We start from the raw sequence: 19,945 nt of genomic DNA on the forward strand, positions 1-19,945 counted from the left end.
GGCGCTATGAGCGGAATTTATTTGGATCATCTTGACATGAAAAGAGAGTCAAAATCGTTTACAGACAGTCTTTATGCCATATTGACATACTCTGGACTTTTTCAAGGACCGAAGTATATGTTGTCAGGTCTTACAGGAATGGCCTTTAAGTTTACCGTGCATGAGCGATTGCTGCCGATGTCTGTGTCAGCCTATGGACAATGGGGGATAGAGCATTGGCCGGCTGTAGACAATCTTGGAATCTATACCGTAAGCGATGGAGGCTATAGAAGACATCCGACGTTTAAGAGCTATCAGCAAGAAGCTGTACAATGGGTAAAAGAAAGCCTGAATCAAGGAAAAGGTGTAATCTACTGGATTCCGGAATTCGGCGTGATTCGTGGATATGATGATGAAGATTCGGTCTTTTTCGTACAAGATGGTTATTCTGCAGAAGATCAGATTGTACTCTACGATAATTTTGGACTGAATAGCACAGATTTTTGGCACATTCAGTTGTTGGGGGAAAAAGTGGACGTCCCGGTAAAAGATATGATACTGGAATCTTTGAGACTCGCTATACAAGATTGGGATATTCCTTATAAGACACTACCTTCGACGGATATCGCTTCAGGCAAACTGGCTTACGATTTTCTTATCCGAGGACTGGAGAGCGGCAGTTATAACGAATTTGGCGCCGTCTATATTTTGGATTCCTATATATATTCGAGAAATGAGATCAAAAATTATTTACGGGAAGCAGTCGTGCTGTGGCCTGATCTTCAGCCAGCTTATGAACTGTATTCACAGCTGACACAAGTCATAGGAGAGCTTGCGAATTACCTAACGGACTCGCAAAACGGAAGACAAATAAACAGGGCGTACATCCCGGTACTTATTGAAGCTCTGCTTGCGGCTAAAGATATAGAAGATCAGGCTGTCAATCAATTCAGAGATATTTCCAGACGTTACCCCGACCCTAAGCGAAGCACGATTCCAAGGTGGGGCGCACATATGGTTCGATAATGAAAGGAGTGCTAAATGATGGAACGGATCATTTTATCCGATTTACATATGAGACAAGAATCCCTTTCCTACATCGACGCTCTTTATGCTATTTTGATGCATAGAGGTTCAGTGAACTGCTCAAAGTCTGTTTTGTCGGGTATGACGGCGATGGCTTTCCGCTTTACGGTAAACCGCCGATTATCCGTTGACTCCGCCACAGCCTACAATTGGATGGCTGAGCATTTTGTAGCTGCTGATCTTCTGGGGCTAACGACAACACAACATGCAGGTTTTCATTTTCAGCCTACCTTTTCGCTGTATCAAAAGGCTGCTGTACAAGATATCAAACAATCGATTGCCCGGGGAACGGGAGCACTGATTTGGAAGGATTCATTTGTTGTCGTCACGGGTTATGATGATGAACAACAAACATTTTTGTATTGTGATGGAATTAGTAATGAGTATCAAACGATTAGATATGAGGATTTCGGTTGTAACCATTCCCCATATTGGTATTATCAGCTGTATGAAGAACAAATCGCCATGGACATCTATGAGATTTATAAGGAGTCGCTGATGCAGGCAGTAAGCAAGTGGGAGACACATGACATTATGCTGCCTTCAAGTGAGTATGCTTGCGGCAGGCAGGCGTATGCTGCCATTATAGAAGCTCTTCAAGGCGGAGATTATGACGAGGAAGGCGCCTTGGAAACCTTTCGCTGTTATGGGGCCGCCAAGCAGGATATCGCCCAATACATGTCCTCACTGAAAAATATATGGCCTTTGTGCAATAAGGCGGCTGAGCTGTACGGTAGGGTAGCTGAACTATTTAATGATATTGTTCAAAATTCGCCCCGAGCTGGCACAAGCTTTCCGGAGAATCGAACGAGGGCCAAACAGCTTATTCCGTTATTTATGGAGGCTCAGCAGCGGGAAGAGGAGGCAGTACAAGAATTGAGTCTATTTTTAAGTGAGAACATACATAACCGGTTTGAAGATATTGGATTGAGATAAGTAATTTATTGGAATATAATAATAAACAGTTCTGATTTAGTACAAAGGCCGTTTTCTGGATGAGAACGGTCTATTTTTTTCTATGAGGGGGCACCGGATGAATGATTCTAATGTAAAGATCAAAATGGGTGATGTTACTTTTGATTTAAGGGAAGTCCATGACTTCGAGTGGATTCAGGATGAGGGACGTGTCTTTCAGGTGTTTGCCCAGCAGGATTCCGGAAATATCAGCTTTGGTGTGGAATCAGTAGATGGCACGCGAAAGTTTATAAAATATGCAGGGGCACGAACGCTGGAGTTTAATGGAGAACCGGACGATGCTGTAAATCGTTTAAAGAAAGGAATTCACCTGTATGAGGAGCTGAGTCATCCTTCCCTGATCAAGCTGCTGAACCATTACCCTGTCGGAACAGGATATGCTACCGTATTCGAATGGTTTGCAGGAGAAAATCTGCATCCGCATGAAACGTATCCACCTCCGGCAAAATACACCCATCCAGATTCCCCCTATTTCCGTTTTAGACAGCTGCCGGTCGAGTTAAGGCTGCAATCTTTGAATGATATTTTTGATTTTCATGTCTACGTGGAACAGAATGATGTTGTTGCTGTCGATTTTTATGACGGCAGTATTTTATATGATTTCATTCACCACACGGTCCGCGTATGCGACATTGACATGTATCAACGGAAACCATTTAATAATTCGATGGGAAGACTATGGGGCTCATCCAGGTTTATGTCACCTGAGGAATTTCAACGAGGAGCGGTCATTGATAGCGTGACCAATGTGTTTAATATGGGCGCGATTGCCTTTGGATTACTCGGCGGTGAACGGGACCGTTCGATGGACAGATGGGATGCTGGGGAGGCCTTACATAAAATTGCGGTTAAAGCTGTCAGCCCGAACCGAGATGAGCGGTATAAGAGTGTTGCTGAATTTGTTTCATTTTGGAGAGAGCATGTCACAGAAGTGAGGGAAATAGATGAATCAGTTCACCGAGGCACGAACGAAAGAAATAAACTATCATAACCAATTTTATGAAGAAACAGCATTCCGATTGCACAGCGTATTCGGGAGAGCGAAGGCAAGATTGTATGTGTGGATCTACTGTCAGCTGCGATTGATATATTACGGGCAAATGCAGTGAAATACGAGGTTGAACATCTCATAGAAGGTCATATAGCGGATGCCGAGCACTTTGACATTCTGGATTGGGAAATTATGAAGATGAACCAGATTAAACAGGAGATTCAGGAAGTAAAGCATGGAAGGGACATACTGTTCCAAAGCCAATGGATTACCTTTATAGCGCAAAAAAATTAACAAACACAGAAGAGATAGATTTTCAATAAAAGGTTGTGAGTTCAGTGGAAAAATATACGCATCTCGGTGTTTATGGGGTTTTGATTAAGGATGGCCGTATACTGTTGGTTCGTAAAGCGAGAGGACCTTATTTGGGGAAATGGGACTTGCCTGGCGGCTCGATTGAGTTCGGAGAAGAACCTGAACAGACGTTGAAACGAGAATTTCAAGAAGAAACTGGCCTGACAGCAATTCATGGTGTCATGAAAACCGCCGTTTCCTGCACGATCATTTATCAGCGGACTGAAGATGAGCTGGAGGAAATGCACCATATCGGTATTATATATCAGGTAGAGCTAGAGGATGACAAAGCCCCGATCAAAAGAGAAGGGGACCAGCAGGATTCGCTTGGGGCGGAGTGGATACCTTTGAAAAAGCTGAAGTTTATCCCAATCACCCCTTTTGTGGAGATGATGACAGAGCAGTTCACTGAAGGAGATCATGATCAATAAAATTAGCAATCAGCAAGTTCAATCAGATTCAAGCAAGCTCAGTTGTTTAAATATTGTTATGAAATATTTCCAGGGAAATGGATGACTTGGATTTCGTTGCTGACGGATAACTCTCAGAATAAAACAAAGCAAGCTACTCTAGGATTCATCCTTTCGAGGATTCATCCTTAGGTAGCTTGCTTTGTTTTATAGTCCATTTTGATTTCAGATTGTCTTTTAAAATTTGAAGACATTGATCGTCTTTTGGAGCTGGAATACAGCATCGGTCATAGCTTCCGCTTCGTCCGCCATTTTCTTGATGGATACGATTCCTTCGTTCATGGAGGCGGATACCTGCTCGGTTCCGGCAGCTGACTCTTGAGTAATGGCCGATATGTTCTGTATCGCAGCAGATATACTTTGGGCGCTTTCTAGCATCGATTCGCTTTCTTTGGAGAAGGCGGAGATTTGCTCAGCTATGTACTGTACACTTGTAACGATATCCAAAAAGACTTGTTCCGCTTCATGAATCATTTCAGTCTGTTGACGAACCACTTCTTCATTAATTTTAATGTTCTGTTCGGCAAGATTAATGTCATGCTCAATGCTGCGTACAAGATTAAACACTTCACGCGTGGAAGAAGTCGATTCTTCCGCGAGCTTGCGAACCTCATGAGCGACAACTGCAAACCCGGCGCCATGCTCCCCAGCCCGTGCAGCTTCAATCGAGGCGTTTAGTGACAGCAGGTTAGTCTGCTCAGCGAGCTCCGAGATTGTTTCGGTGATTTTGGTAATCCCTTTAGCATTTTTGGAGAGGGCATCAATTGATTCCGACACTTTCTCGGTGGCTTCAATATTTTTCTGCATTCCGGCAGATTGTTTCGAAACAGATACGCGTCCTTGTTCCACTAAGCTGAGTGTTTCTGTGGAACGCTGGTTCATCTCTTTTGTGGAATTTGTATAATTGCTAACCATCTGCTCAATCTCACGGATTGACTCACTCATCTCGGACACATCTTCCGATATTTCATTCGCTCCTACAGCAAGCTCGTTAGAAGAAAGGGACACTTGGTTCATAACTTCGATCAGGTTATGGTTCTTGTCTGATATATCACGACTGGATTTCATGACTTTACGAGTGATATCCGAAGTTTCCTGCAAAATTTTTCGAAGTCTCTCAACCATACTGTTAAAAGTTCGACTCAGATCTGACATGCCTCCGATTTCTTCCACTTTAAAAGTGAAATCGCCTTTGGCAATTTTGGATGAAACATTGGAAATATCAGCGAAAGATTGTGTAAGCGTTCTCTCGATTATCCGCGAAAGCGGGTATGTAAGAAGGGCGAGTGTAGCGACAAGCAGAATCCCTATTACGGTTTTGCCGAGAACGATTAGGGTTAGCAGCATTGGAACTGCAAATAGAACAGCTATCGCATAACAAGCAGCTGTTATTTTACTGGAGATCGGTAGCTTGTTGAACCACGACATAAGAAAGAGTTCCTCCTTTAAGCATAGGATATATTTACCATGATTATAACATTCTTCGACATAAGTAGATATAACGAATTACATTGTATGGATTTAAAATAATTAAAAATAGTTCAAATAGTCTATCCAGTAAAAAGCCAAAGGGGAAAAAAAGGTGGGTCTACAATGCTTTTCCCCTTGGATATGAACATCAAATTATCACTTTACAGCTTTGAATAAGGCGGAAGCTAAAAAATTCGTATTGTCCAATATCATCCGGTCATGTTGAAATAACGTTTCCCATAAGGAGAGATCAAGCAGTGCGCCTTCATCCCGGCATTCGAGCGTATCCAGGTGTTGGATTTGTTCCTGTTTCATTTGCTCTGTAAAGTGGTTGTATTCTAAGGCTTCCTCAAAGGAGAATCCACACTCTATGAGATGACTGCGCCATTCTTCACGATTCATGAGACGCGGGATACCAAAAAATTGTTCCAATTCTTTCTGCGTTTTAGACGGCATCGGTTTGTCCATCAGCAATTCACGGTCGTACAGCGTGCCTCCCTTGGTTAATACCCGGCAGTACTCGGATAGCGATTCGGTTGCATTGGTGAATACCGTGACTGACTCTGCAATCACGTAATCAAACTGTTCACCCTCAAATGGTAAAGAGCACACATCAGCCTTAAGGAAATTAATATCCAGTCCCATTGCATCAGCCCGCATTCGGGCTTTATTCAGCATGTTCTCATGCAGATCAACAGCGGTAACGTTATATCCTTGCTCGGTCAGGTGACATGCAGTTCTACCGGTCCCACAGCCTACTTCTAAAATACGGCTGCCTAGAGGGATTGGTTCTTTTCGGAATAACCTTAGGGTCGCTTCAAATCCTCCCGGATGAGCGCTTCCCATTCCTAATTTGGATAGCATGTTGATATAGTTCATGCTCTTGAGTCCCCCAATTCTTCCTTATATTCGGTGTAAAGTGTATTCGTCTATTTACCATATGTTTAAGGTACCTTTGGGGTTTTAGTTGAATTTAATAATTTGAGCCCGTTTTTCTCGGCTGAGGAGGTATTTATCAAACAATGGGGGAACGTATCGTGAAAACTGAGCCGTTCGAGGTAGCCAAACAACTGATATTTCGGGACTATCCGAATTGCTTGATAGCTGTATTGGGAGGAAGTGCAGGCAGAGGAGAGCACAACGAACAATCTGATCTCGATATTGTGCTTATAGATGACAGTGTGGAAGACTTCAATCGAAAAACGATTGAATCATTTGGCTGGGTCGTGGAACTGTTCTTCTTAACAACATCAGGATACCGGGAGCAGTTTGATGCAGGTGTAATGGCCGGAAATCCAACTCTGCAGCGTATACTCGCAGAAGGAAGAGTATTAACTTCTCGCCCGGAAGGGGAGAAGATTCGGGAAGAAGCACAAAGTGATCTGGATTATGGCCCGTTGCCCTATACTTCATTTGATATTGATGTAGCCCGTTATGCTGTAACCGAATTTATGATGGACTTAAAAGGCTCAGACAAACGTGTAGAAATGTGGTTTATCGCTCAAAAACTGACCACGCTATTATGCGAGTTTATTCTTAGAGTGAATCAACAGTGGACGGGTGAGGGAAAGACATTATACCGATTGTTGTCGGAATTTAATTTCAGCATCGCAGCGGATTTGGAGGAGGCGCTCGAGAGGTTGTATCTTTACGATGATCGGGAAGCCATAATCGAATTAGTGCCAAGACTCCTTGAGCCCTATGGAGGAACTCATTTAATCGGATATGAAGAATAAACAAAGGTAAGGGGCTCTTGCCGTTACTGAATCGCTCCCATCTCAATACATTAATATTGTGATTAAATCACACGAGTGGTTATCGTCCTTACTGCATGGTATAAGCAACTAAGTAAAACAAAAGAAATAAGGCTCGGCCAGCAATCAGGCCGAGCTCATCTTTGTTTTGTGTGATATAATCATGTGCTAGATTTCTTTTGGTGAAGGGCTATTGGCCGATACCACGGCTGTCATAACCAGATGGCTTCGGTCAGTTTGAATCGCATGCATAAAGGCATCTTCGAGTGTGTCGAACACTCTTGATAATGTACCGTCCAGCCGGCTGGCATAGTGAATGCCTTGTGTCAGAGTCCCTTTTGATTTAGCACGTTCAACCTCTTGATATATGATGTCCATATAATTATCTGTGCCAAGTGGATAGAGCGAGAAATGACAGGCAGTTTCAATATTAGCTGAACCCGCAAGGCCTTCGTTCATACGTGTATCATCTTCCGACATATACACATCACCTTTGCTGTCGCCTGGACATCCGATTGAGAATGTTCCATTAAATACGGTATGTACGCCAGTGGCCGCTGAATGTGCGAATATTGCACGGGTTACGTCAAATACATGTTCGGCTCTGCCTCTAATGCAAGTACATAAATCATCGGTATACATCCATACCTTGTCCGTGTTTACGGACGCCAATGCTTCTGTAATGACCTGAACGAACCTGTCAGTCATCGGAAATACAGAGAAACGGCAGCCTACAATTCGGCTGGTCCCGCATGCTGGATTACTCATACATAATAACCTCCTAATAAGATATAAAAAAAACTGCACCCTGTGAAGGAGTGCAGTTTTATGCTTATAGCAAAATAAACATAAAGCTCCACTTCCCCACGCTAGTATGACCTAGATCGGGTAGTAAGGGTTGACGAACAATTCGTCTCTCAGCACAAGGCACCCCTAGTTCAGCTTGAAAATAATTCATTAAGTTGAGTGAAAACGAACTTCAGTGAATTGATGATAAAATTGTTATAGCGATATTGTACTCCCCGTGATCGGGATATATCAATAAGTATAAGATACTATATAAAAGAAAGAAAGCACCGACTATCATCGGTGCTTTCTTGAATAGGTTCTTATTTAAACAGCTTTACGCGATCTTCAAGAGGTTTGAATTCCTTCTCGTGAGGCTCAGCTGTAGGGTTGCCGAAAGGCATTTGAGCTATAAGCTTCCAGCTTTCAGGCAGGTTCCATTCATTTTTTACCTTCTCATCGATCAGTGGGTTATAGTGCTGCAAGGAAGCACCAAGACCTTCTGTTTCAAGTGCCGTCCATACTACAAACTGAAGCATACCGGAAGACTGCTGAGACCAGATTGGGAAGTTATCCGCATAAGCAGCGAAGTTTTCTTGTAGGCCTGAAATTACATTGTTGTCTTCAAAGAAGAGGACAGTACCATAACCTCCACGAAAAGCAGCCATTTTTTGAGCTGTGGGAGCAAACTGCTCCTCACTTCCGCCTACCACTTCTTTAAGAATACCTTCTGTCATGTTCCACAGCTTATCGTGTTGTTCTCCTAAAAGTACAACCACACGGGCGCTTTGGGAGTTAAAAGAAGACGGAGTATGTTTTACAGCCTCATTTACGATTTCATGGATACGTTCATCCGAAATAACGGAATCTTTGCTGATTGCATAGTGGGAGCGGCGATTCTTAAGAGCAGTGCTGAAATCTGTTGACATAATATAAAATCCTCCTAAAATTATCATTTTTGCATTTTCACCTGATATAAGCATTTCCTTGATATACCTGTGATTATGCATCTTGGTTTCTAATACTTCGATCAATCATACATTCATATGGAGTTCTCACAACGTCTATCAACTTACGTTTTGTAAGAAATGATTGATACGTAAGTATCTTAGTATAATATAGAACACCTTGTCAAGATTTTATTAATCACTTTTTTTGAAGTTTAAACAAATAATTGAACCAGGGCGATTTAAACAAGTGATCTTATCATGAAAGAAACTTAATATTATGAACAAACGATGAACAAATGTGCTAATAATTAAAAGTATAATTGAGTTTGATTCTCAATTATACTTGTCGGGTTGAGAATGTGATGATATAATTCACTTTAGATCGCAAATGATAATCAATCTCATTGAGAGTGATATCGACATCCAGCCGGATCATACCGGAACTGCATCCCGCATAGAAGGAAGAGATATGAAGAAAAGATACTTGATCGCAGCAGTTGTGGTGTTATCCATTACTTCTTTATTCATAGGAGTGAAGGATATTTCACCGCTTGACCTGTTCCGCATGACGGAGCAACAACAGCATATTATGCTAGTCAGTCGTATACCGAGGCTTATCAGTCTAATTCTGGCGGGAGTCAGTATGAGTATTTGCGGTTTGATCATGCAGCAGCTCAGCCGGAACAAATTCGTATCTCCAACAACGGCAGGGACTATGGATTCCGCAAGGCTGGGCATTCTGGTAGCGATGCTGGTATTCTCAACTACGGGTCCTCTGATTAAGATGCTGGTTGCATTCTTGTTTGCATTTGCAGGTACGATGATCTTTATGAAGATCCTCGACAAGATCAAATTCAAGGATGCGGTATTTATCCCGTTGGTTGGATTGATGTTCGGGAATATTATCAGCTCGGTCGCTACATTCTTTGCTTATAAATATGACCTTATTCAGAACATGTCTGCTTGGTTGCAGGGTGACTTCTCGATGATCATTAAAGGGCAGTACGAGTTGATGTACATAAGTGTTCCTCTGGTCATTCTGGCTTACTTATTCGCTAATAAGTTTACTGTGGCCGGCATGGGAGAGGAGTTCGCAACGAATCTGGGGCTTCGTTACCGGAGAGTTGTGAACATCGGCTTGATCATTGTGGCTCTGGTGACAGCTTCAGTAGTTCTGACTGTAGGTATGATACCTTTTCTGGGGTTGATAATACCAAACATCGTGAGTCTTTACTTGGGGGATCATTTGAAAAAAAGCCTTTCGCATACCGCACTACTCGGGGCCGCATTTGTTCTCTTCTGCGACATCATCGGTCGAATTATCATTTATCCCTATGAAATTCCGATCAGCTTAACCGTGGGTGTAATCGGAAGCGGCATATTCATTTACTTACTGATGAGGAGAAAGGCATATGACATATAAAGCCAAAACCGGTCTGCTGGCCGCGGTGGCACTCATCCTGATAGGCCTCTTCTTGTTCATTGATCTTGGAGGTAACTGGGACTACGCGCTGCCGAGAAGAATCAAGAAGGTGTTGGCGATTGTTCTAACAGGCGGCTCAATTGCGCTGTCTACCACGGTGTTTCAAACGGTTACCAATAATCGGATTTTGACGCCAAGTGTCATGGGGTTGGACTCCTTATACGTCTTAATACAGACATTTGTCATATTCGCTTTCGGTTCTTTTAAACTGTATGAGCTGGGTAATGTAAACTTTCTGATCAATGTCGGCGGCATGATTCTTTTCTCGGGAGTCTTGTACAAGATTTTGTTCCGAAGGGAAGGAAACAACATATATTTCCTTCTATTAATCGGAATGATCTTCGGATCGTTATTCTCAAGCTTATCTTCTTTTATGGAAGTGTTGATCGATCCGAATGAATTCCAGTTTATCTCAGACAAAATGTTTGCCAGTTTCAACAATGTAAAAACAGAGTTGTTAGTCATTGCTTTCATAGTGGTGGCAATTACCCTGATTTATTTTGCCAGGTATTTCAAGTATCTCAATGTATTAGCGTTGGGACGTGAGCACGCGATTAACCTAGGTGTGAATTACGATTATGTTGTCAAAAGAATGCTTATTATCGTGGCAGTTCTGATTTCAGTAGCAACAGCACTTGTCGGTCCAATCACATTCCTGGGACTCCTTGTTGTTAACGTGGCGTATGAATTCATGAAAACTTATCGTCATTCCTACTTAATTACAGGTTCTATCCTGATCAGCATCATCGCTCTGGTCGGAGGTCAGTTAATTGTTGAACGAGTGTTTACGTTCTCAACAACGCTGAGTGTCATCATTAACTTTATCGGTGGTGTCTATTTCATATATCTGCTATTAAAGGAGAGTAAATCATGATCCAGGTAACTAACGTATCTAAAGCTTACGGCGGCAAAAAAGTCGTGGATAATGTATCGGTCTCGATACCTAAAGGTAAGATTACGTCATTTATCGGACCGAACGGTGCCGGTAAAAGTAGCCTCTTGTCCATGATCAGCAGACTGGTTACGAAAGACAGCGGAGAGATCATGATTGAAGGTAAGGAAGTTAGCCAATGGAAGAGTGGCGACCTTGCCAAGAAGATCTCGATCTTGAAGCAGTCGAATCATATCAGTCTTCGGTTGACCGTTAGAGAACTGGTATCCTTCGGGCGTTTCCCTTACTCTCAGGGCAGATTAACGAATGAGGATAAGAAATATATCGATGAAGCCATTCGTTACATGGAGCTGGAAGATATGCAGGATAAATATCTGCATCAGCTGAGCGGCGGTCAAACTCAACGTGCTTATATCGCCATGGTCATCGCTCAGAATACAGATTATATTTTGCTTGATGAGCCGCTGAACAACCTTGATATGAAACATTCTGTCCAAATCATGAAAATCCTCAGAAAACTGGTGACGGATTTGGATAAGACGATTGTGATTGTTATTCACGATATCAACTTTGCGTCCTGCTACTCGGATTATATCGTAGCTCTGAAAGACGGAAAAATTGAGAACGAGGGCAGAACCGATAAGATTATCCAGAGCAATGTGCTTAAAGGAATCTATGATATGGACATTGAGATTGAAGAGATTAACGATAATAAGATTTGTGTTTACTACGCATAAGCGTTAGTTGGGACAATTTCAAAAAGGAATAAGATATGCGATTGAGCTTATTCCTTCATAAATATTAAGGGGTCTGCTTGGCAAAGCGGAAGGATCTCTTATGACATGGTAATGTAAAATTTAACCTTATCTTCAAATATTTATATTAAATATAATAAATAAAAAAACAGGGGTGTTTAAGAAATGAAGAAAATGTTGATGTTATTTATGGTATCCTTACTTACACTGGCTCTTGCCGCATGTGGTTCCGATGAGAAGAAAACGGGTGCGAGCGGTAATAAGGAAGAGGCTACAGGCGATAAATTGACTATTAAGCATGAACTTGGAGAAACTCCAATTACAAAAAAACCTCAGAAAATTGTAGTATTTGACTTTGGTGTATTGGACTCGCTGGATAAGCTGGGCGTAGAGGTTACAGGTGTTCCTCAAAAGAATGTTCCTCCTTATATGTCCAAGTATAGTGAAGGTAAATATGAGAACGTGGGTGGCTTAAAAGAACCGGATTTTGAAAAAATCAACAAAATTGCTCCAGATCTCATTATTATTTCCGGCAGACAAAGCGATGCATACAAAGAGCTTTCTGAAATTGCACCAACGATTTACATGGGCGTTGACACAAGCAGATATATGGATTCCTTTAAAGAAAATATGAAGACTCTTGGTGAAATTTTCGGTAAGGAAAGTCAAGTCGAAGAAGAGTTGGCTGCGATTGATAAAGACATTAAAGCACTGAACGATAAGGTTACAGCAACTGGAAAGAACGCTCTGATTATTTTGGCGAACGAAGGAAAGATCAGTGCTTATGGTCCTGGATCCCGTTTTGGTATTCTGCATGATGTATTCGGATTTACAGCTGTTGACCCTGGTATTGAAGTCAGCACACACGGTAAGGACATTTCCAGCGAATATATCGTAGAGAAAAATCCGGACTATCTGTTCGTTGTTGACCGCGGAGCTGTCGTAACTACAGGTGAAGCTTCTGGTGCAAAAGATGTAGTAGAGAACGAACTTGTGAAGACAACAAATGCTTACAAAGAAGGAAACATCGTTTACCTGGATCCGAACTACTGGTATCTTTCCGGTGGTGGACTGACATCCGTAGCAGAAATGGTTAAAGAAGTAAACGCTGGTGTGAAGTAACAATAAATAGATTAGAAACACCGGTGTCTGTCTTCAGGCATCGGTGTTTTTGTTGTTTGATAGCCAGTTACTATTAGAGGATAATGAAGACTCAGGACTGAAGAGGAGGTTTATAACATGTATCCTAATGGCATGTATATCGGCGGACGGTGGGTGACCGCATCCGGACAAATGGAGGTTGTGAATCCGGCTACCGGTGGAATTATCGGAACGGTGGCTAAGGGTGGACGTACCGAAGCAGGATTGGCGGTAGATGCAGCTTTTAATGCGTTCCCAGCCTGGTCTGGTTTGACAGCCGATGAGCGAGGAAAGCTACTGCGTCGCTGGTATGAACAGATCGAAGAACACACGGATGAACTGGCGAAGATCATGACGCTTGAACAGGGAAAACCGCTGAAAGAAGCGTCGGGAGAAATTAATTATGCCAACAGCTTTATTAGCTGGTACGCAGAAGAAGGGAAACGAATCTACGGTGAGACCATTCCGTCTTCCTCTCCCAATAAACGAATCATTGTAACAAAGCAGCCTGTTGGTGTCGTCGCTGCAATTACGCCATGGAATTTTCCAGCTTCAATGATAACCAGAAAGGCAGCACCTGCATTGGCCGCCGGTTGTACGATCGTCATTAAACCTTCAGAGGAAACGCCATATACTGCACTCAAGCTGGTGGAGCTGGCAGAAAAAGCAGGAATTCCAGCTGGCGTCATTAACGTTGTAATAGGTGAAGCGAGCGAGATTGCTGAGGCATGGCAGAAGGATAGCCGGGTCAGAAAGCTGTCATTCACAGGTTCAACCGCTGTAGGGAAAAAATTGATGGTTGGGGCAGCAGGTAATGTTAAAAAACTGTCACTGGAACTGGGCGGACATGCTCCGTTTATCGTCACAGCGAGAGCAGATCTAGACAAAGCTGCAGAAGGGGTCATCTTGTCCAAATTCCGGAATGCTGGACAAACATGTGTGTGTACCAACCGTATATATGTGGAGGAGTCTGTTGCGTCCGTGTTTGCAGAGAAGGTAGCTGAACGGACCAAGGAACTTCAGGTTGGAAACGGGATGGATGAAGGGATAGATATTGGGCCACTTATCAACGCAAAAGCAGCAGAGAAGGTTAGAAGTCAGATCAAAGATGCGACAGAAAAAGGCGGAGTTATTTTGACAGGAAATGATTTTTCTGCTGGAAGTCACGGCCAGTACGTTCACCCAACGGTCATTATGAACGCGACCGATGACATGTTATGTATGAATGAAGAGACATTCGGTCCAGTTGCTCCCATTGCTGTATTCTCAACCGTTGAGGAAGTGGTGAAACGGGCGAACAACAGCCCTTATGGCCTTGCAGCTTATGTGTTTACCGAACATCTGGGAGAAGCTATACGGATCGCTGAATCTTTGGAATATGGCATTGTCGGGATAAATGATCCTCTACCATCCACGGCACAGGCACCATTCGGTGGTTTCAAAGAAAGTGGGCTTGGCCGAGAAGGTGGACACTACGGAATTGAGGAGTTTCTTGAAACCAAGTACATTTCACTTGGTTTATAGCCAATTGAATAAATGCAGAGTTTATTAGAGAAAAAAAGAGCAAACAAAGAAGCCGTTCAGGACAAACACCGTACGGCTTCTATGTTAAGAGATAACGAAGAAGATCAAGTGTGTGTGGATTGCTCACAACCTGTTCGCCGGATAGTTCTTTCTTGCACTACCATGGAGTGTTAACTGGAACTTGTCAGGTAATGAGCATGGATCCATCACTCCTGAGGGGATTTGGGCTGCCGATAATAATATCAAGCTGCCGGGAGGTGTCATATGTCATCTGGAAAGGATCTGCGGCATAAGGACTGAGCTCTGCAGTCAAGGTATCGTTATAACCGATATCATGCAGTGCCCTCCGAACTTCATTCCAGTTCACATTTCCTGAAAGTAAAGGTACAAACCCGGCGCCGTTGCCAATATTCGTGTTGAAATCCTTGACATGTAACTTCTTGATGCGATGTCCGAGAATCCGGATCCACTGTTCGGGATAGCCATACTGCAGGATATTACCCACATCGAAATAGACACCAGCCATTGGAGAATCCAGCTCATCAATGTACCGATTCATTTCCAGCGGAGAGAGCAGGAACTTATTCCACACATTCTCGATACCAATGTATACACCATGTTGTTCAGCGATAGGAAGCAGTTTCCTGATTTCGTCCTGACTCTGGTTGTAGCATTCATCATAAGAAATGTCAGCGTTTACAACACCGGGTACGACTAAAATCGTGTCTAGACCAAGCAGAGAAGCCAGTTCAATTTGCTTCGTTACAACAGCAGCACCTTCAGCCCTGACTGCCGAATCCGTTGCTGATAAAGGTGCACGCCACAGCAAGCTGGTAGACAAACTCCGAAGCATAATTCCATGCTTGGTGGCAAGTGCAAGAATTGCTTCTGCATCAGCTAGTGTGCTTTCCATTGTCAGCCCGATTCCACCGGATGGATTAAGGTTAAGCTCCACCGCATCGTAACCGGCCAATTTTGCATGATGAAACATGTCCTCCAAGGAAGTCCCCTCGGGAAATCCCCACTGATTGATACCTTTCAGCATGATCATACCCCTCCTTGTATCCGATTATGAGATAAGCTCGCTCATCGAGACAGTGTCTGTACAATATATACATGCAGTTACCCATTAATTCCGCACATCCCGATTCCTTTAATAAAATAGTTATAGCAATGCTACCCACACACTGAGGATGACAATGGAGAAAAGTGCAAACTTTTCGCCAAACAGCAAAAATAATAGAATAAAGAGAGTTTCTTGTTATTTCGATTGAGAGGAGTGGAGCACATGAGCTTTCACGGACAGAAAATACTTCCCGCTGCGAAACAGATGAAGCAGCTGGATAAAATTTTGGAGAGCACATACGAGTACGGTGTCCTGTTGGATACGCACGTCGCCCGTCTGGGACAAATGTATCGGCTGATTCGCGAAGCGAGGAAACGCATGTTTCTTCATGCAGACCTGATTCAGGGACTGAAAAATGACGAATACGCTGCAGAATATTTGTGCCAGGAAATTCGCCCGGACGGGCTGATTTCCACACGAGCGAGCGTTATTTTGAAGGCAAAGAAGAAGGGGATTGTTGCGATTCAGAGAGTGTTCTTGCTGGATACGCTAGCTCTGGAGAAGAACTACGCCCTGCTCGAGAAGACCCAGCCCGACTATATTGAAGTGTTGCCTGGAGCAATGCCGCATATGATTGAAGAAGTGCACCAGCGTACCGGAATCCCGATTTTTGCTGGAGGTTTGATCCGGACTCCGACGCAGGTGGAGGAGGCAATTTCGGCAGGAGCTACGGCTGTTACAACATCGAGCAAAGAGTTGTTTGAGCATTATTACCCGGGTCGCTAGTTCCTACCTTGTCATCTAGAAGATGGGTTCGAGAAATTGCAATGACTTATTTGACATCGTTTACATGAAACCTTAATCTTTTATGTGACGATTTGCAAAGGGGGAGACCATGATGGAACGATACATATTGGCGCTGGACCAAGGCACAACTAGTTCCCGCGCGATTTTGTTTGATCAGGAAGGAAGTATGGTGTATTCAGCTCAGAAAGAGTTTCCGCAGTATTTTCCCAAACCCGGTTGGGTTGAGCAAAATGCAAATGAAATATGGGGCTCTATCCTGGCTGTTATTGCAACCTGCTTATCCGAAGCCGGAGTGAAAACAGATCAGATAGCCGGGATCGGCATCACCAACCAGCGGGAGACCACCGTTATATGGGACCGCAAATCGGGAGTTCCGGTTTATCATGCGATTGTATGGCAGTCGCGCCAGACGGCCGATATTTGTGAGCAGCTGATTGCGGCCGGCCATGACCAAAAAGTTCGTGACAAAACCGGACTGCTGGTTGACCCGTACTTTTCCGGAACGAAAATCAAATGGATTCTTGACCATGTTGACGGGGCGCGTGACCGCGCCGAGCGAGGAGAGCTTCTCTTCGGTACGATTGATACTTGGCTCATCTGGAAGCTGTCCGGAGGACAGGCGCATGTTACGGATTACTCCAATGCATCACGCACGATGCTGTTTAACATTCATGACTTGAAGTGGGATGACGAGTTGCTGGAGATACTGGATATCCCTAAAATTATGCTTCCGGAAGTTAGACCATCCTCCGAGGTATACGCCACAACGGCTACCTATCATTTTTTCGGCCGGGAAGTGCCGATTGCCGGTGCAGCAGGTGACCAGCAGGCTGCATTGTTCGGCCAGACCTGTTTTAAAGAAGGAATGGTAAAGACAACGTACGGCACAGGCAGCTTTATGCTGATGAACACCGGTGATAAACCGGTAAAATCCGAGCATGGACTGATTACGACAATTGCCTGGGGGCTAGACGGAAAAGTTCAATATGCGCTCGAAGGCAGCGTTTTTGTAGCAGGATCTGCGATCCAGTGGCTTAGAGACGGACTGCGTATGTTCCGGGAAGCTAAGGATAGCGAGCCCTATGCTAGACGGGTTGAATCTGCAGAAGGGGTGTATGTGGTTCCTGCCTTTGTCGGACTAGGAAGCCCTTATTGGAATAGTGAAGTCCGCGGGGCAGTGTTCGGATTGACAAGAGGGACGACTAAAGAGCATTTCATTCGGGCAACGCTGGAATCACTTGCATATCAAACAAGGGATGTTCTGTCTGTCATGGAAGAGGATTCGGGATACAAGATTGAAGCGCTGCGTGTAGATGGCGGTGCGGTAGCCAATACGTTTATTATGGAATTTCAAAGTGATATATTAAACGTGCCTGTGGAACGCCCTGTCATTAGTGAAACAACAGCTCTAGGAGCCGCGTATCTAGCAGGGTTGGCTGTAGGTTACTGGAAGGACCAAGACGAGATCTGTAATAAGTGGAGTGTAGAGCAGAGATTTGACCCTGACATGAATGAAGTGACGCGGGAGCAGCTTTATAAAGGTTGGAAAAAGGCTATTTTTGCAGCAATGGCTTTTCATTAAAATTTTATGTGTTATAATAATCCATAAGTTAATACACGTCTGGAGATTAGGAGAGACCACATGTCGCGGACGCCGTTTATTCTGGCGTTTCCGCGTACTTCGTGGTCTCTTTTTTTGCGGTCTTTCTTCTTTGAGGTTCGGGCGATAGACGTTTTTCTTACAAATAAATGAGGTTTGTTCGGGGAGGAAATACAAAAATGAAGCAGTCGAAGTCTTTTTCAAGTATGGATCGGAAACAGAAGTTTGAGAATATGGCAGGCAGCACTTTTGATTTGATTGTTATTGGCGGCGGTATAACCGGGGCTGGGATCGCTTTGGATGCGGTGACTCGCGGCATTAGTGTTCTATTGCTGGAGATGCAAGACTTTGCAGCAGGAACGAGCAGCCGCTCGACCAAGCTTGTTCATGGAGGACTACGCTATCTGAAACAGTTTGAGGTGGGTATGGTGGCAGAAGTCGGCAAGGAGCGGGCTGTGGTTTATGAGAATGGGCCGCATGTCACAACTCCGGAGTGGATGCTTCTACCTATTCACCAAGGAGGGACATTCGGTAAATTCAGCACGTCTATCGGACTGAAGGTTTATGATTTCTTGGCTGGCGTTAAGCGTGGCGAACGGCGTACTATGCTGTCATCAACTGAAACCTTAAACAGGGAGCCACTCCTGAAACAGGATGGGTTAAAAGGTGGCGGTTATTATGTTGAATACCGAACAGACGATGCCCGTCTGACGCTGGAAGTGCTCAAAGAAGCAGCAGCACACGGTGCTGAATTGATCAATTATGCGAAAGCGGAGTCCTTGAATTATGACGCAAACGGACGGATCACGGGAATCACTGTGAAAGATATGTTGAGCGGCGGGGTTCATAAGGTATCTGGCCATAAAATCGTGAACGCCACCGGACCTTGGGTGGATCGGATACGCGAAATGGACGGCTCTAAAAAGGGGAAAACACTCCAACTGACCAAAGGGGTACATCTTGTCATCGATCAGGCGAAGTTTCCTTTAAGACAGGCTGTATATTTCGATACGCCTGATGGACGTATGGTTTTTGCTATTCCGCGGGACGGAAAAACCTATGTAGGAACAACTGATACGGTTTACAAAAATGATCCCGGACATCCATTTATGACCGTTCAAGACCGGGATTACATTCTAAAAGCGATAAATTATATGTTTCCAAGTGTGAAGTTGATAGGATCAGACGTTGAGTCTGCATGGGCAGGAGTTAGACCTCTTATTTTGGAAGAAGGCAAGGACCCGTCCGAAATATCACGGAAGGATGAAATATGGGAATCACCATCTGGATTGATCACCATTGCTGGAGGGAAGCTGACAGGTTACCGGAAAATGGCTGATACCGTTGTTAATCTGGTTGCGAAGCGAATTCAAGAAGGGGGCGGTAAGGTGTTTGGCCCTTGTAAAACGAAAAATCTCCCGATCTCCGGCGGTAATGTAGGGGGTTCTGTTAATTTCCCTGCTTTTATTCGCGAAAAGACACAGCAGGGCGTAAGTCAAGGACTGGATTCCAAGCTTGCTGAAAGCTGGGTAAGGACGTATGGTACCAATGCCGAGAAGCTGTTCCAGCTAGCGCATGAGATCGGTAATAAAAGAAATGATAATGATCTTCCCTTGTCGGTAATTGTTCCGCTTGTATATGCGATTCAGTATGAAATGGTTGTCAAACCTGTAGATTTCTTTATCCGCCGAACCGGTTCATTGCTGTTTAAAATCGAATGGACATTGAAGTGGAAGGAACCTGTGATTCAATACATGGCTTCGGTAATGGATTGGACCCCAGAGCAGAAAGAAACGTTTGCAGGGGAACTCGAAAGAGAACTCGCAGAAGCGACAAGACCGGCAAGGACGGAGTAATGTTCAT

The 19,945-nt window shown here is 43.9% G+C and carries 19 protein-coding genes and 1 riboswitch; of the genes, 14 read left to right on the top strand and 5 right to left on the bottom strand.

The window, feature by feature from the left end; genetic code table 11:
- Positions 1 to 6 precede the first annotated feature (6 nt).
- From AC2TF5_RS09130 to AC2TF5_RS09150, 5 genes are all read left to right on the top strand, one after another.
- Positions 7 to 1,005 carry a cysteine peptidase family C39 domain-containing protein gene (locus AC2TF5_RS09130; RefSeq protein WP_491301859.1) on the top strand — a complete coding sequence of 333 codons (999 nt, stop codon included), beginning with the start codon at positions 7 to 9 and terminating at the stop codon, positions 1,003 to 1,005.
- A gap of 15 nt (positions 1,006 to 1,020) precedes the next feature.
- Positions 1,021 to 2,001 (top strand): hypothetical protein, encoded by a 981-nt coding sequence (locus AC2TF5_RS09135; protein WP_491301860.1) that lies wholly within the window; start codon positions 1,021 to 1,023, stop codon positions 1,999 to 2,001.
- Positions 2,002 to 2,098: 97 nt separating this feature from the next.
- A complete protein-coding gene (locus AC2TF5_RS09140; protein WP_491301861.1) occupies positions 2,099 to 3,031 on the top strand; it encodes a serine/threonine protein kinase in 933 nt (310 codons plus the stop codon).
- Positions 3,032 to 3,100: 69 nt separating this feature from the next.
- On the top strand, positions 3,101 to 3,325 hold the full coding sequence (locus AC2TF5_RS09145; protein WP_491301862.1) for a hypothetical protein: 225 nt from the start codon (positions 3,101 to 3,103) through the stop codon (positions 3,323 to 3,325).
- A gap of 44 nt (positions 3,326 to 3,369) precedes the next feature.
- Entirely contained in the window at positions 3,370 to 3,816 is a 447-nt protein-coding gene (locus AC2TF5_RS09150; protein WP_491301863.1) for an NUDIX hydrolase, read from the top strand.
- 216 nt (positions 3,817 to 4,032) lie between these two features.
- On the opposite strand, the gene AC2TF5_RS09155 is transcribed toward AC2TF5_RS09150, so the two are convergent.
- Positions 4,033 to 5,283: a methyl-accepting chemotaxis protein gene (locus AC2TF5_RS09155; RefSeq protein ID WP_491301864.1), complete on the bottom strand. Its 1,251-nt coding sequence runs from the start codon at positions 5,281 to 5,283 to the stop codon at positions 4,033 to 4,035.
- A gap of 198 nt (positions 5,284 to 5,481) precedes the next feature.
- On the bottom strand, positions 5,482 to 6,204 hold the full coding sequence (locus tag AC2TF5_RS09160; protein ID WP_491301865.1) for a class I SAM-dependent methyltransferase: 723 nt from the start codon (positions 6,202 to 6,204) through the stop codon (positions 5,482 to 5,484).
- Between the two features lie 143 nt (positions 6,205 to 6,347).
- On the opposite strand from AC2TF5_RS09160, the gene AC2TF5_RS09165 reads away from it, so the two are divergent.
- Complete coding sequence (locus AC2TF5_RS09165) at positions 6,348 to 7,061, top strand: nucleotidyltransferase domain-containing protein (RefSeq protein WP_491301866.1); 714 nt, start codon at positions 6,348 to 6,350, stop codon at positions 7,059 to 7,061.
- 186 nt (positions 7,062 to 7,247) lie between these two features.
- Here the strand turns inward: AC2TF5_RS09165 and AC2TF5_RS09170 are convergent, their stop codons facing one another.
- Positions 7,248 to 7,847: a YkoF family thiamine/hydroxymethylpyrimidine-binding protein gene (locus AC2TF5_RS09170; protein WP_491301867.1), complete on the bottom strand. Its 600-nt coding sequence runs from the start codon at positions 7,845 to 7,847 to the stop codon at positions 7,248 to 7,250.
- Between the two features lie 76 nt (positions 7,848 to 7,923).
- Positions 7,924 to 8,024, bottom strand: a riboswitch (TPP riboswitch).
- A gap of 164 nt (positions 8,025 to 8,188) precedes the next feature.
- Positions 8,189 to 8,794 carry a nitroreductase family protein gene (locus tag AC2TF5_RS09175; protein ID WP_491301868.1) on the bottom strand — a complete coding sequence of 202 codons (606 nt, stop codon included), beginning with the start codon at positions 8,792 to 8,794 and terminating at the stop codon, positions 8,189 to 8,191.
- Between the two features lie 490 nt (positions 8,795 to 9,284).
- Here AC2TF5_RS09175 and AC2TF5_RS09180 point away from each other — a divergent pair, with 490 nt between their 5' ends.
- The 5 genes from AC2TF5_RS09180 (at position 9,285) to AC2TF5_RS09200 (ending at position 14,609) form a co-directional block, all read left to right on the top strand.
- Positions 9,285 to 10,238, top strand: a complete 954-nt coding sequence (locus AC2TF5_RS09180; protein ID WP_491301869.1) for an ABC transporter permease — start codon at positions 9,285 to 9,287, stop codon at positions 10,236 to 10,238.
- Positions 10,228 to 11,172 (top strand): iron chelate uptake ABC transporter family permease subunit, encoded by a 945-nt coding sequence (locus tag AC2TF5_RS09185; RefSeq protein ID WP_491301870.1) that lies wholly within the window; start codon positions 10,228 to 10,230, stop codon positions 11,170 to 11,172. The genes AC2TF5_RS09180 and AC2TF5_RS09185 overlap by 11 nt, the downstream gene beginning before the upstream one ends.
- Positions 11,169 to 11,927 carry an iron ABC transporter ATP-binding protein gene (locus AC2TF5_RS09190; protein ID WP_491301871.1) on the top strand — a complete coding sequence of 253 codons (759 nt, stop codon included), beginning with the start codon at positions 11,169 to 11,171 and terminating at the stop codon, positions 11,925 to 11,927. The genes AC2TF5_RS09185 and AC2TF5_RS09190 overlap by 4 nt, the downstream gene beginning before the upstream one ends.
- Positions 11,928 to 12,110: 183 nt before the next feature.
- The gene (locus tag AC2TF5_RS09195; protein ID WP_491301872.1) at positions 12,111 to 13,067 is read left to right on the top strand and encodes a siderophore ABC transporter substrate-binding protein; all 957 of its coding nucleotides are present in this window, start codon (positions 12,111 to 12,113) and stop codon (positions 13,065 to 13,067) included.
- 117 nt (positions 13,068 to 13,184) lie between these two features.
- Positions 13,185 to 14,609: an NAD-dependent succinate-semialdehyde dehydrogenase gene (locus tag AC2TF5_RS09200; RefSeq protein WP_491301873.1), complete on the top strand. Its 1,425-nt coding sequence runs from the start codon at positions 13,185 to 13,187 to the stop codon at positions 14,607 to 14,609.
- 184 nt (positions 14,610 to 14,793) lie between these two features.
- Here AC2TF5_RS09200 and AC2TF5_RS09205 read toward each other — a convergent pair whose 3' ends face one another.
- Complete coding sequence (locus AC2TF5_RS09205) at positions 14,794 to 15,654, bottom strand: sugar phosphate isomerase/epimerase family protein (RefSeq protein WP_491301874.1); 861 nt, start codon at positions 15,652 to 15,654, stop codon at positions 14,794 to 14,796.
- Between the two features lie 243 nt (positions 15,655 to 15,897).
- Between AC2TF5_RS09205 and AC2TF5_RS09210 the strand changes: the two genes are divergently transcribed.
- The 3 genes from AC2TF5_RS09210 to AC2TF5_RS09220 all read left to right on the top strand — a co-directional run bounded on the left by AC2TF5_RS09210 (position 15,898) and on the right by AC2TF5_RS09220 (position 19,938).
- Positions 15,898 to 16,461, top strand: coding sequence for a glycerol-3-phosphate responsive antiterminator (locus AC2TF5_RS09210; RefSeq protein WP_491301875.1), 564 nt, complete (start codon positions 15,898 to 15,900; stop codon positions 16,459 to 16,461).
- 112 nt (positions 16,462 to 16,573) lie between these two features.
- A complete protein-coding gene (gene glpK, locus AC2TF5_RS09215) occupies positions 16,574 to 18,064 on the top strand; it encodes a glycerol kinase GlpK (RefSeq protein ID WP_491302846.1) in 1,491 nt (496 codons plus the stop codon).
- A gap of 197 nt (positions 18,065 to 18,261) precedes the next feature.
- On the top strand, positions 18,262 to 19,938 hold the full coding sequence (locus tag AC2TF5_RS09220; RefSeq protein ID WP_491301876.1) for a glycerol-3-phosphate dehydrogenase/oxidase: 1,677 nt from the start codon (positions 18,262 to 18,264) through the stop codon (positions 19,936 to 19,938).
- Positions 19,939 to 19,945: the final 7 nt, after the last annotated feature.

The sequence above is a fragment of the Paenibacillus sp. JNUCC 34 genome, from assembly GCF_058269055.1.